The organism is Anaerococcus martiniensis, from assembly GCF_043187485.1.
Classification (GTDB): Bacteria; Bacillota; Clostridia; order Tissierellales; family Peptoniphilaceae; genus Anaerococcus; species Anaerococcus martiniensis.
Genome location: NZ_CP171106.1, coordinates 986262 through 1000038, shown reverse-complemented (window position 1 = coordinate 1000038; position 13777 = coordinate 986262). Strand labels below are relative to the sequence as shown.

Below are 13777 nucleotides of genomic sequence, written 5' to 3'. Positions count from 1 at the left end.
AACTCATAGGATTAATTTCTAACCTATGAGTTTTATTTGCATTTTTATTCAATAATTGTTTCTAACCAGCAAGGCTAAATGGTTCATCATACATAAGTGATAGGGTCGGTATGACTAGGCCACCTAGGATATTTGCTAATAGGATTAAAAAGAAATTTCTTAGGGCTAGTAGGTTAAATTCTCCTGCTAAAAAGAAGAAAAAGCTATCTGCAATACTATGTTCAAATCCTGATAGTACAAAGGTCATGATTGAAATAAATATCGCTAAGTATTTTCCTACCTGGTAGCGGTTGTATTTAAATTGGTGAACTGCGTTTGTAACAAACATATTACAGAAAAATGCCAGTATAAATAATGATTGGGGGCTATCGTTTAACTTTACCCCGGTTTTTAGCTGGGCCTGGGCTATTAAGGCCGGGCCAAACCTTGTCTGGCGAATGAGCATAGCTATTGCAAAGGTTCCTATCAAATTTCCTATTAGAGCTATAAATAATTTTTTAGTGTACTCTTTTTTATCATAGTAGAAAAGGTATCCTACCATTCCTGTAAATAAACTATATTTTAAACTTAAAATTATAAAAAGAGCTCCAGCAAATAAAAACGCTCCTAAGTAAGGGTTATCTACAGATAATAAAACTGTTCCACCAAAACCAACCATTACACCACCCATGATGGCATAAATTATTGATTTGTGGTCATAAGTGCGTTTACGCGATGTCGTCATAAATCTCCTCAATTTCTTCTTGTGACCTATTTTCTTCTATAAATAAGCCTTTAATATTATTCTTATAAGGACCATATTCTAGTTTTATATCACTATTTAGATATTCTACCACATACCTTACTGTAGCCGCTACCCCGTTTTTTAGGGCGTTTTCATCTAAATCAAATTTGCTGCTGTGAAGGGCTGCTCCTGATCCAAATTCTTCGTTTTTTATACCAAGCATCAGGTAAAGTCCTGGCCATTGGGCCGTATAAATGGCAAAGGAATCTGAACCCATAGATGGATTTGCATTTGCTATATAATCTTCACCCAGCTCATCTGCCATTACATTTTTAGCAAGATTTGCCAATTTTTCATCATTAATAATTGGAAAATGTGGTCTGGTGTATTCATTAAAAACCACCCTACAATTGTGAGATTTAACCTTATTTATAATAAGGGATTGAAATTCTCTGTAAAATCTATAACCTACTTCTTTACGGTCAAAAAATCTAACACTACCCTTAAACCTTAATTTATCAGGGATTTGGTTAAATTGATTGCCCATTTCAACCGCGCCTATTGAATAAGTCATTGGCTCAAATGGGGAAAATTTGTTCATGCGTAAGGATTTTAATTCGTTATAAATATCTACAAAGCAATCCAAGGGATTATTTGCCATATAAGGACGAGATCCATGACCACTTTCTCCTTTTATTGTAACATCAAACATCATTGCTCCAGCATTAATCCCGCCAGATTTAATGGCCATAACACCAGATTCATATTCTGGGGAAACGTGGATGGCAAAACTAGAATCAATATCCACTTCATTCTTACCCAAATATGCCATTAAATATTTATAATTCAAACCAAATTCTTCACCACGTTCAAAGCATAAAATAATTCTACCAGCAAAATCATCCTTATTTTCATTTAAAATTTTAGCTGCAGTTAAGAGAATGGCTGTATGTCCATCATGGCCACAAGCATGCATGGCTCCTGGATTTTTACTTTTTACTAGTCGGTTATTTTTTAGGTTTTTTTCTGTTTCTTCAAAGGGAAGTGCATCAAGGTCAGCTCTTAGGATTATGGTTTTAGGATTATCACTTTTTTGATTTCCTTCTATAAATCCTAAGACTCCGCCCTTATTTACGTCTACAAAGTCTATACCAATTTCTTTTAATTCTTTTTTTACAAGTTCTACAGTTTTTTCTTCCTGGCCCGAAAGTTCGGGGTTTTCGTGGATTTTCCTGCGGATATCTACTGTATAATCAAAAAGTTCTTGAGCTTTCTTTTCATACATTATTTGTACATTCCTAATTTATCTGCTAATTCATCTATTTGATCGATTAATGAACCTATAAATGCAACTGTTTGTGAGATAGCCTTTGTATTTGTCATATCAACACCCGCTGCATTTGCAAGTTCAATTGGTCCCATTGACCCACCTAGTTTTAAAACTTCAATCCAATTTTCACGGTCTTTTTCATCTCCATTTACAATTTTGTCAGAAATGATTGTTCCTACTGTAAGCCCAGCTGAATATGTGTAAGGATAAAGTCCCATGTAGTAGTGTGGTTGACGCATCCATGTTAGCTCTGCCCCATCAACAAGTTTTACAGAGTCTGCCCAAAATTCTTCTAAAGTTTCTGTAAATAATTTGTTCAAATCATCTGTATTTAGGTTTTCGTTAGCTTCCACTTTTCTATAAACTTCTCTTTGGAATGCTGCTTCTATAAAGTGGGTTACAAAGTTGTGGTAGTAGGTTTTTGAAATCATTGTTGATAAAACCCAAAGTTTTTCGCGGTCATCTTTTGCCTTATTTAGTAAAAATCTTTCCATGGTAATTTCATTTGCGGTTGATGGTGCCTCTACAAAATACATGGACATATCGTTGTTTAAAGCATTTTGATTGTTATTTGAATAATAAAATTGTCCTGCATGGCCTAGTTCATGGGCAAGAGTCATTACTTGGCTCATTTTGTTATTATAAGTTGTCATGATAAATGGATGTGATCCATAAGGTCCTGCTGCAAAAGCACCTGTTCTTTTACCAATATTTTGAGCATAGTCAATCCATCTTTGATCAAAAGCACGGTTTAAAACTTCTACATATTCTTCACCAAGATTTGAAAGTCCTTCAACTATATAGGCACGAGCTTGGTCAATAGATACTTCTGGTTCGTAATCTGGATCTATAGATAGTTTTAAATCAGCATAGGTCATTTCATCTAAGCCATAGATTTTTTGAATAATTTTTGCATACTTTCTCATATGAGGAGCAAGTTCTGCCATTATTGTATCGATGTGGTTGTCATAAATTTCTTTATCTACATCTTGGCGTGACAATAAATAATCAAAAACTGAATCATAGCCTCTAATGTCTGAAAGACGTTTTTCATTTTCAACATGGGTTAGATAAACAGATGCATCTGAATTTTGGTATTTTCTTAAAACATCGTGGTATCTTTTAAAGGCATCACGGCGCAAATCATCCCTAGGATCTGCTTCTAAAAATTCTTCAAAGGTGTTGTGATTTAAGATTATTTCTTCGCCTTCATAGGTAAAATCTTCAAAGGCCATATCTCCATAACGGATGTCTGCATAAGATTTGTATGGTGCATCAAAGGTTGGCACAAGATTTGCCAAAACTTTTTCTGTTTCATCAGATAACAAATATTTTGAGTTTTCAATCACTCTTTCTAAGTAATATTTATATTCTGGATGGTTTTTCTTGGCCTCTTCTAATAAATTTTTATCAGCCTTAGAAAGCATAGATTCAAAAAAACTTAGATTTGCATCGATCTTACTCATTTCGTTTACAAAATTAGCAAATCTTTTCATAACCTTATCATCAGATGTGTCAACTTCTGTTGTGATACTTGCAAAAGTCCCCAATCTATCAGTTAATGCGGCAATTTCGCTATAAGCTTCTAAAGCTTCAAAAATTTCCTCTGATGAGTCCAAAGATTTGTATTTATTTGCAAAATCATCAGATAGATTTTTAAGGTCATTAAGGCTTGTTAAAAAAACTTCATCACTTTCAAAAAGTTCTTCTATAGCCCAAGTTTCATTAATATTAACTTCATGTCTTTTTTTCATGATTACCTTCCTTAAATAATTATTTATACAATTATATGTATTTTATTTTACCATAAAAATCCTAAAGGTATAATTACACAAGGAGGAAATTATGGATAAAAGAATAGAAAATTTTGCAAAACTTGCAGTCGAATTTGGAGTAAATGTAAAAGCTGGCGAAGATGTGGTAATTAATGCCCCAGTAGAAAATCCAGATTTAGCAAGATTAATAACAAAAGCAGCCTATGAAAAAGGTGCCAGAAATGTATCAATAGACTGGCGTGATGATGCCATTACAAGATTAACTTACGAAAATCAAAACCAAGAAACACTAAATGAAGTTCCAGACTGGAAAATAGAGAAATTAAAATACCAAATAGCAAATAAAAAATCAAACAGAATTTCAATCTACGCCGAAGACCCAGACCTATTAAACGGCCTAGATGAATCCAAGATTTCAGAAGCAGTCAAGGAAAATTCCAAAAAAACCAAAGAATTTGTAAAATATTCCATGAATGATATTGTAAGCTGGCTGGTAATCTCAGTGCCAACCAAAAAATGGGCAGCAAAAGTCTTCCCAGACCTAAACGAAGATGAGGCTTACGAAAAACTTTGGGAAACTATCCTAGATGTTAGCCGAGTAGAAGAATCTTGGGAAGAAACAAAAGAAAATTGGACCAAGCACATAGAAACCTTAAATCAAAAAGCAAATTACCTAAATGACCACCAATTTGACAAATTACACTACCAATCATCAAACGGTACAGATCTTTGGGTAAAACTTCCAAAAGACCATATTTGGACATCAGCAGGATCCAAAAATGAAAAAGGCGATCCGTTTATCCCAAATATGCCAACAGAAGAAGTATTCACAGCCCCACAATATGACGGAGTAGATGGCACACTTTTTGCCACAAAACCTTTAGTTTACAATGGTGTAGTCATAGATGAATTTAATTTTACATTTGAAAATGGAAAAGTAATCGATTTTGATGCCAAAAAAGGCAAAGATACACTTGCAAAAATGTTAGAAAGCGATGAAGGTAGCAAAAACTTAGGAGAAATTGCCCTAGTGCCTTTCGATAGTCCAATTAGCAACTCAAATATTCTTTTCTATAATACATTATTCGACGAAAACGCATCCTGCCACTTCGCATTAGGAAAAGCATATCCAACAAATGTAGTAGGCGGCGCGGACTTAGAAGAAAGCGAATTAAACAAAAGAGGAATAAACGACTCCCTAATCCACGAAGACTTCATGGTAGGGGCAAGCGATTTAAAAATAACAGGATATAAAAACGAAGAAGAATTTCCAATTTTTGTTGATGGAAATTGGGCGATTTAATATAAAAAAGACCACACAAGTGGTCTTTTTAAATGCCTAAAACGCTGAATCTAATCAAATCAATTATAAAATGTGTTGTAATTGAGCTTGTTAGGTCTGATTTTTTTTGAAGGATTGCCAGTGGCATTGCAAAAACAAACCAAGCTCCAATCAAGTCTCTTATATCAAATCCATGGGCTATTGCATGGGGTAGGGTCATTATTGCGTAAATCAAAATTTTATCTACAATAGATTTTTCCTTGCCTCTTAAAATATAAATGCTAAGTGCATAAAAAATAAATCTAAAGCTGATTTCTTCCATGATGCCCGCTTGTAGGCCAATAAGAAGTGGGGTGATTGTTGGGTCCTTTATTTTAATTTCCGCCCCTCCTAAATTTATAAATCCTAAAATCAGACCAATTGCGGTTGCAATTATCAAACTTTTTTTCCAATTATTGTTTAAAAGCTTATCCCAACCTAAAAAGTTTTTAAAAACTGTAACAGATCCTATATATGTAATAAAAATAATGGCAAATAAGACAATGGCAAGAAGAGATTTTTCTATAAAAACGATGTTAAGTGATCCAAGGAATGACATAATTGTTGCTACTATCAAATCTTTTTTTGTTAGTTTCTCCTTGTTTTTAATCAACAAATAAATTGCAGCAATAATTATCCCTAAAAATAAAAATAAAGGAGTAAAAAATTTTACAGCAAAAAAGCTTAAAAGTATAAAAATAATAGTAATAAAAAATAATTTTAATCTCTGACTTTCCACCCATAACCTCCAAAACATTTTTCACCTAAATTTTAGCAAAAAAATACCAGCCCAAAAAGTAGTGGACTGGTAGGATTTTTTTTAGCCATTGTAAGCTTCTTCGTCTATAAATAAATATACATTTGGATGTAGGTGTAGGAAACTTGCTGGGAATTCTGGGTAGATTTTATCTTCTTCTAATAATCTTTTTACTGCATCGTGTTTATTTTTTCCACTTGCCATTACTACTATTGTTTTTGCATTAAATGCATCTGCCATTCCCATTGATACTGCATATTTTGGCACGTCTTCTTCGCTATCAAAAAATCTTGAGTTTGCTTTTATTGTTTCATCTGATAATTTGATGATAGATGTTCTTTGGTTTAGTTTTTGGTCTGGTTCATTAAAGGCCAAATGACCATTTGGTCCTATACCTAAAACTTGGATATCACGTGGTCCAAATTCATCTAATAATTGATCGTATTCTTTTGCATATTTTTCATCTGCTTCTGGGGCAAATGGTAGGTGGGTTTTGCTTTTATCTATGTCTACGTGGTTAAATAATCTGTCGTTCATAAAATATTGGTAAGATTGTTCATTGTCCTTATCAATACCTACATACTCATCAAGATTGACTGCACTTGCATATTTAAAACCAATTTCACCTTCTTTATTAGCCTCGATTAGATTTTTATAAAGCCCTTCTGGTGTTGATCCTGTTGCTAAACCAAATTTGATTTGTGGTTTGTCTTGCATTAGGCTTATTACAAAGTCTGCTGCTTTTCTACTCATTTCATCGTAATCTTTGCTTACTATTACTCTCATTTTTCCCCCTCAATATTAATTTCTAATTAATATTTTGATATTCTGAAACAATTTTGTCAAATAATTCTTTTCTTTCCTCTTCTTTTATACCCGTATATTTTTCGATTGCTGACTCTATTGAATTTTGATTTACAAATTGGATTATTTCTCCTGCTTTGTCATCACTTGGCTCATCGTATTTAAAGGCATAGGCGATTGCTTTTGCCAAATAATCAAATGGCATATTATTATCAAATGCTTTTATTGCTGGAGCGACAAGTCTATCTTTTTCTCCCAGTTTTCTAACTGGATCGCGTCCTACACGCTCAATTGTATCGTGGGAAGCTGTTTTTATAAATCTATTTAACTTGCTTTCTTTAAAGCTTTCTAACTCGTCTTTGTCTAGGCCATGTTCTTTTATTAATACATCACCTGATTCTGTCATAAGATTTTTGACATCTGCTAATATTTTTTCATCTTCAAAGGCTTCATTCATCATTTTATAGCCTTTGTTATAAGCAAAATAGCTGCTTGCAGCGTGGGCACCATTTACTAAAAATAGTTTACGTTCTAGCATCTTGTCTATGTCATCTGTGTATTCTGCATCTTTTACTGGTTTTGAAGATGGGTCAGCAAGTTTTGCTTGCTCTATTACCGCTTCAAAATCATCAGAAATTTCTACGACAGGTTTGCCGTCAACTTCTTTATTTTGGACAATCCTATCTGTAACTGTGTTTGGAAATGTTGCTATTTCTTCGATTTGTTCAGCAGATAAAGAAGAATTTTTGATTATATCTTCTTTTAGTATGTCACTGGCTCTATAAGCATTTTCAAAGGCCATTATATTTACTTTTTCATCAGCTGAATTTCTTTTTTCAAGGCCTTTTGCAATAATTTTTGAAGTAGAATCAAGGTTTTCTACCCTTACTGAAGTTGTAATTATCTCAGCTTCAGTAATTTTTTCATAGATTTTTTCTAAATCTTCTTCATTTGTTGAGCAAAGTGCTGATACATTATCAATTTTTTGGCTTTCAAAGTCATGGTCTGATAATTCCACTGTAAAATATCCATCTTCGTTGATTCTATCAACTATTGGTTGGTAAACATCTACAAAAAGTACATGATAGTCTGAATCGTGTAGGACTTTTCCTAAAAGTCCCCTACCGATTGCTCCTGCTCCAAATTGTATGGCTAATTTCATTTTAAACCTCACTTGTTAAAATTTCATAAATTTCATCTTGTGATTTATTTTCTACAATATCATTTACTATATCTTCGTTATCGATTTTTGTAGCTACATTTGATAGGATACTTAGGTGTTCATCACCAACACCTGCAATACCTATTACTAATTTTACGGTTTCATCATCCCATTTTACACCTTCTGGAATGGTAAATACTACTAAACCTGATTTTTTGATTGCAGATTTAGTTTCATTTGTACCATGTGGGATAGCAAGTCCTATACCAAAGTGGGTTGGTGCTTCTTTTTCTCTTTGAAGCATACCATTTGTGTATTCATGGCCTACATAGCCTGAAGATTCCATAATTCTTCCCACTTCTCTTATAACTTCTTCTTTTGATTCAAATTTTTGATTTAGTAGAATATTTTCTTTTTTAAGAACTGGTGAATCACTAATTTCTTTTGTTTCTTCAGTGATTTTTTCTCCATCTGCTCCATAAACTACAGTTTCTACTTCATCTTGATTTTTTGGTTTTTCTATAACTTTTTCTTGGCTAGCTTCAGAAACTGAACCAGTGTTTTCTCTTGCAGCTTTTATGTCAGCTACGATTTGGTCATATTCTGGTGCTTGCATAAAGTTTTTAACTGATACATGGTAGGCAGTATTGTTTTTTTGTCTAGCACGTTCTGTTAAATCCTCGTGGGTGATTACTACATCAGCATCATCTGGAATTTGTGGAATAGCGACATTTTTTACTTCTATATCAGAAAGTCCTGCTTCTTTAACTTTTTTCTTTAATACACTTGCTCCCATAGCAGATGATCCCATACCAGCATCACATGCGAAAATAATTATCTTTGTATCAGCAAGATTTGTATTTTTAGGTCTTGCTACTGCATTTTTGTTAGCTTTTGTATCTTTCATTTCAGCTGTTGCATCATCTAAAGATTTGCCAGTATCTTTTGCATTTCTTAAGATTGGAAGTGCAACTATCATTGAAACTACTGTTGAAGCAGCAAATGCTAGGATTGTTGGTAAATATGAACCCTTAGGTGTTAATGCAAGCCAAGCAAGAATTGATCCTGGAGATGGAGTTGCTACTAATCCACCATTAAACATTTGAAGTAAGAAAGTAGAACTCATACCACCGGCAATAGCTGCAATTATTAATTTTGGATTCATAAGTACATATGGGAAGTAAATTTCGTGGATTCCTCCAAGTACTTGAATAATTGATGCACCAAAAGCTGATGCTTTTTCATTTTTCTTACCCGCAAGCATATAAGCAAGTAAGATACCAAAACCAGGTCCTGGGTTTGACTCAATCATAAACAGCATTGACCTACCAGCTTTTTCTACTTGTTCTAATCCTATTGGAGATAAAATACCGTGGTTAATGGCATTATTTAAAAACAAAATCTTGGCAGGTTCTACAAATATATGAACTAATGGCAATAAATGTCTTTGAACTAGCCAATCTACCCCAGTTGAAAGTATATTTAATAATCCTTCCATAACTGGTGCGATAGCTACATAGGCAAAAAGTGAAAGTCCAAGAGCTAAAAATCCTGCAACGAAATTGTTAACAAGCATCTCAAAACCACTTTTTACATGGCCATCGTAAGCGTCTTGGATTTTTTTAAGAATCCATGCTGAAAGTGGTCCTAAAACCATAGCAGCAACAAGCATTTTTTGCTCACTACCAACAATTGCTCCCATAGTGGCGATAGCCCCTACAACTCCACCCATACGTGGGTTAACGATATTTCCTCCGGTATAAGCAATAAGCATTGGTATAGCATATATTATTATAGGGTCAACAAGTTTAGCAAAATTTTCATTTGGAATCCAACCATCTGGTATGAAAAGTGCGGTTAAAAAACCCCAAGCTATAAAGGCTGCTATATTTGGCATTACCATACTTGATAAAAACGATCCAAAGTTCTGGACTCTAGATCTAGCAGATTTTTTCTCTGTCATCTTATCCTCCTCTAAAATATATTTCTTGTATATTATACCTTTTAATCTTTATTTATGCCCTTATAGTTGTATAAATCATTTGTCAATGTACTAGTAAAATTAGCTGTATTTAGATATATATTAGACAATAAATAATCATGAAATTGTTTGCACGCAAATAAAGATTTTGCTATAATAAAGTCAAGTTAATAAGCAAGAGTAGAGGGCTAATCAAAAGGTATGGGCTCTTTTTGTTTGTAGCTAAATATATAGGAGGAATTATGACAACTTTAACTTTTGTAGGTGCAGGAATGATGGCTTCAGCTTTGGCTGTACCTGCTTATGACAATGGTCATGAAATAAGAATTGTCGGTACACACTTAGACGATGAAATTGTAAAAAGAGCAAAAGAAGATGGTTACCATTTAAATATGAAAAGACAGTTACCAGATGGATTTAAATGGTATTACTATGATGAATTAGAAGAGGGGCTTGATGGTGCAGATGCTGTTATATGTGGAGTTTCTTCCTTTGGTGTAGATTGGTTCTTAGAAGAAATCTATCCAAAACTAGACCCAAATCTTCCAGTCTTATCAGTAACCAAGGGCATGATTAATAAAGAAGATGGATCACTTTTATCTTATCCAGAATATTGGGAAGAAGAACTTGCCAAAAAAGGAATTAAAAGAGATATATGTGCTGTAGGTGGACCATGTACATCTTATGAGCTAGCAGACAGACACCATTCTCTAGTTGGTTTTTGTGGAAAAAATATAGATGACTTAAAATTCTTTAGAGATACTTTTGCAAACGATTATTATCACGTATCTATAAGCAATGACGTGCGTGCAGTAGAACTTTCTGTTGCCCTTAAAAATGCTTATGCCCTAGCAGTTTCTCTTGCAGTTGGTATTGCAGAAACAGAAGAAGGCAAAGAAGGAGTAAACCATTACAACCCACAAGCAGCTTTATTTGCCCAATCAACACGTGAAATGGGTGGATTATTAGAGCTGGTAAATGGAGATAAAAACCAATTAGAACTAGGAGTTGGTGATTTATATGTAACGATCTTTGGTGGTAGAACTAGAAAAATCGGTACACTTTTAGGCCGTGGCTATTCTTACGATAAAGCTATGGAAGAATTAGCAGGAGTAACCTTAGAATCAGTAGTAATTGCAAAAAGAATGGGAGAAGCTATTACAGTTTTAGCTGAAAATGGAAAAGTAGATAAGGACAAGTTTCCATTACTAATGCACATCTACGATATGATTGCAAATGGTGCAAAGCTTAATATTCCATGGGCAAAATTTGACCAAGAAGATTTAAATAACTAAATTAAAGAGGAAGAATATGGAAAATACACAATTAAATAATAAAAAAACTTCTGGATTCCAGGCGAAATTCCAGAAGTTTGGGGGCTACCTATCTCGTATGGTAATTCCTAACATCGGTGCTTTTATTGCATTTGGTCTTATTACAGCAATTTTCTTAGAAACAGGCTGGTATCCAAATGAAAGAATAGCAGAGTTAATAGGTCCACTTTTACAAAATCTTTTGCCAATTTTAATTGGATACTCAGGCGGGGAACTAGTTTATGGTAAGAGAGGTGCAGTTGCTGGGGCGCTTGCTACTTTTGGTTTAGTAGTTGGAGCTGATGTAGCAATGTTCTTAGGTGCTATGATTGTGGGTCCCCTAGGCGGCTGGGTTATCAAAAAATTTGACCAACTTATAGAAGGTAAGGTTAGAGAAGGATTTGAAATGATAGTTGATAACTTCTCATTGGGTATTATCGGCGGAATTTTCTGTATCCTATCTTTCTTATTTATCGAGCCAATCATGGAGGCTATTACTTCAGGCCTTGCAAATGGTGTAATCTGGGTAATGGATAAAAAATTACTTCCACTATCTGCAATATTTATAGAACCTGCCAGAGTATTGTTTTTAAATAACGTAATCGACCACGGTATACTCGCACCAATAGGCTTAGAACAAGTGGCTAGTCAAGGATTCTCACCATTATTTATGATCATTCCAAATCCAGGAATCGGTCTTGGAATCCTACTTGCTTATTGGTTCTTTGGCAAAGGTGAAATGAAGGAAGCGGTTCCAGGTGCTGTCATCATTCACTTTTTAGGGGGAATACATGAAATATTCTTCCCATACGTACTAGCAAATCCACTATTAATCCTAGCTGACATTGCAGGTGGTATTGCAGCAATTATTACCATGCAAATTACAAATTATGGTCCAGTTTATACACCATCACCAGGATCCATTATCTCTGTACTTGCTCTAACACCTAGAGGAAAATATTTAGGAGCAATACTTACAGTTGGAGTTTCTTGTCTAGTAACATTTTTAGTTGCCTCTATTTTTGTAAAAAAATACTACAAGGGCTACGTAGAAGACAGTGCAGCTGCTACAAGCGGAGGACCTACAACAAATATTAATAATATAAATAATAATGGAAGCCTAAATGGACCAATAAGAAAAATAGTTGTGGCCTGTGATGCTGGTATGGGCTCATCAGCAATGAGTGCATCATCTCTTAAAAAGAAATTAAAAGAAGCTGGATACAATATAGAAGTTGTACACACAGCCTTACAAAACATTCCAAATGATGCAGACCTAGTAGTAAGTCACAAGGAACTTACATCACTTGCTATGAAAGCAAAACCAGACAAATATCATATGTCAATCTCCTCTTACATCAATCCACCAGAATTTAACGATGTTGTAAGGGTCGTAAAAGAAAATAATGATGAAAATCAAAAATATATTGCATCAAGTGAAAATGTAAGTATTCATGAAAATGAAAATACAGTAGCTACTGAAGTACTTGCCTTAGAAAATATTATAATTACAGATCAAATCAAAAACCGTGATGAGGCCTTAAAATTGATCAACAAACACTTTGTAGAAGGTGGTTACACAACACCAAGATACCTAAACGGTATGATAGAAAAAGAAAAAGAATTTAATACAAATCTAGGCAACGGACTCGCTATTCCACACGGATCATATGATTACAAAATTGAAATCCTAAAAACCGGACTAGTAATACTTGTTTGTAAAAACGGACTTCGTTGGAATGATGAGGATGTAAAATTAATCATAGGAATTGCAGGAAAGGGTGATGAGCACCTAGATATACTTGCAAAACTTGCCACAGAATTTGATACAGAGGAAAAGGTAAATGAATTTATTGCTTTAAATGATAAGGTAAAAATGAAAAATGTATTGGAAGATGTGGAAGATTAATAGATGAATTTAGCAAATAAAAAGCAAACCATGAAGGTTTGCTTTTTTTGATATTTTAGTAATTAAATCTTGCTAATTCGAAGTAGTCTTGTGGGTGTGCACATGCTGGGCAGATTTTTGGTGCTTCTTTTGATTCTACTAAGAAACCACAGTTACCGCACATCCAGATAACTTTTTCGTCTTTTTTGAATACTCTGTCATTTTCTATATTTGCTTTTAATGCTTTATATCTTTCTCTGTGAGCTTCTTCTACTTTTGCGATGTTTCTAAATGCACTTGCGATTTCTGGGAAACCTTCTTCTTCAGCAACATCTGCAAATGATGGATACATATTTTCTGCTTCATCATTTTCTCCATCGATAGCACCTTGAAGATTTGTCACAGTATCATGCCATACTACTGGCCATTTTGTGTAGTTTTCGTTTAATTCAATATCTTCTAATTTGTATTCTTCTCTTAAGAATTTGAAAAATCTTGCAGCATGTTCTCTTTCATTCATTGCTGTTTCTTCAAAAATTCTTGAAATTTGAACGTATCCTTCTTCTTTTGCAACTTTTGCTGCAAATGTGTATCTCATATTTGCTTGGCTTTCACCAACAAATGATGTGATTAAGTTTTGTGCTGTTTTTGTGCCTTTTAAGGTCATATGTATATCCTCCTGGAATAATTTTTATATGTACTTTCTATAATGATTATATATT

Annotated in this window: 11 protein-coding genes; 3 read left to right on the top strand and 8 right to left on the bottom strand. The window is 33.9% G+C overall.

Annotated elements, in window-relative coordinates; genetic code table 11:
• Nucleotides 1–61 precede the first annotated feature (61 nt).
• Genes ACF3NF_RS04900 through pepF form a run of 3 tightly spaced genes read right to left on the bottom strand, consistent with a single transcriptional unit; the run spans nt 62 to nt 3808 of the window.
• Nucleotides 62–724 (bottom strand): formate/nitrite transporter family protein, encoded by a 663-nt coding sequence (locus ACF3NF_RS04900; protein WP_394022429.1) that lies wholly within the window; start codon nt 722–724, stop codon nt 62–64.
• Entirely contained in the window at nt 708–2009 is a 1302-nt protein-coding gene (locus ACF3NF_RS04895; protein ID WP_394022428.1) for a M20 metallopeptidase family protein, read from the bottom strand. The genes ACF3NF_RS04900 and ACF3NF_RS04895 overlap by 17 nt, the downstream gene beginning before the upstream one ends.
• Complete coding sequence (gene pepF, locus ACF3NF_RS04890; protein WP_394022427.1) at nt 2009–3808, bottom strand: oligoendopeptidase F; 1800 nt, start codon at nt 3806–3808, stop codon at nt 2009–2011. Before pepF ends, ACF3NF_RS04895 begins: the two co-directional genes overlap by 1 nt.
• 91 nt (nt 3809–3899) lie before the next feature.
• Between pepF and ACF3NF_RS04885 the strand changes: the two genes are divergently transcribed.
• Nucleotides 3900–5132: an aminopeptidase gene (locus ACF3NF_RS04885; RefSeq protein WP_394022426.1), complete on the top strand. Its 1233-nt coding sequence runs from the start codon at nt 3900–3902 to the stop codon at nt 5130–5132.
• Between the two features lie 28 nt (nt 5133–5160).
• Here the strand turns inward: ACF3NF_RS04885 and ACF3NF_RS04880 are convergent, their stop codons facing one another.
• The 4 genes from ACF3NF_RS04880 to ACF3NF_RS04865 form a co-directional block, all read right to left on the bottom strand.
• Complete coding sequence (locus tag ACF3NF_RS04880) at nt 5161–5889, bottom strand: CPBP family glutamic-type intramembrane protease (RefSeq protein ID WP_394022425.1); 729 nt, start codon at nt 5887–5889, stop codon at nt 5161–5163.
• Between the two features lie 81 nt (nt 5890–5970).
• Nucleotides 5971–6693 (bottom strand): glucosamine-6-phosphate deaminase, encoded by a 723-nt coding sequence (nagB, locus tag ACF3NF_RS04875; protein ID WP_394022424.1) that lies wholly within the window; start codon nt 6691–6693, stop codon nt 5971–5973.
• Nucleotides 6694–6715: 22 nt separating this feature from the next.
• The gene (locus ACF3NF_RS04870; protein WP_394022423.1) at nt 6716–7873 is read right to left on the bottom strand and encodes a mannitol dehydrogenase family protein; all 1158 of its coding nucleotides are present in this window, start codon (nt 7871–7873) and stop codon (nt 6716–6718) included.
• A gap of 1 nt (nt 7874) precedes the next feature.
• Nucleotides 7875–9836 (bottom strand): PTS mannitol transporter subunit IICBA, encoded by a 1962-nt coding sequence (locus tag ACF3NF_RS04865; protein ID WP_394022422.1) that lies wholly within the window; start codon nt 9834–9836, stop codon nt 7875–7877.
• Nucleotides 9837–10096: 260 nt separating this feature from the next.
• On the opposite strand from ACF3NF_RS04865, the gene ACF3NF_RS04860 reads away from it, so the two are divergent.
• Both ACF3NF_RS04860 and ACF3NF_RS04855 read left to right on the top strand, forming a co-directional pair.
• Nucleotides 10097–11149 carry a glycerol-3-phosphate dehydrogenase gene (locus tag ACF3NF_RS04860; protein WP_394022421.1) on the top strand — a complete coding sequence of 351 codons (1053 nt, stop codon included), beginning with the start codon at nt 10097–10099 and terminating at the stop codon, nt 11147–11149.
• A 16-nt stretch (nt 11150–11165) separates the two neighbouring features.
• Entirely contained in the window at nt 11166–13076 is a 1911-nt protein-coding gene (locus tag ACF3NF_RS04855) for a PTS mannitol transporter subunit IICBA (RefSeq protein WP_394022420.1), read from the top strand.
• 55 nt (nt 13077–13131) lie between these two features.
• Here the strand turns inward: ACF3NF_RS04855 and rbr are convergent, their stop codons facing one another.
• Nucleotides 13132–13722 (bottom strand): rubrerythrin, encoded by a 591-nt coding sequence (gene rbr, locus ACF3NF_RS04850; RefSeq protein ID WP_394022419.1) that lies wholly within the window; start codon nt 13720–13722, stop codon nt 13132–13134.
• Nucleotides 13723–13777: the final 55 nt, after the last annotated feature.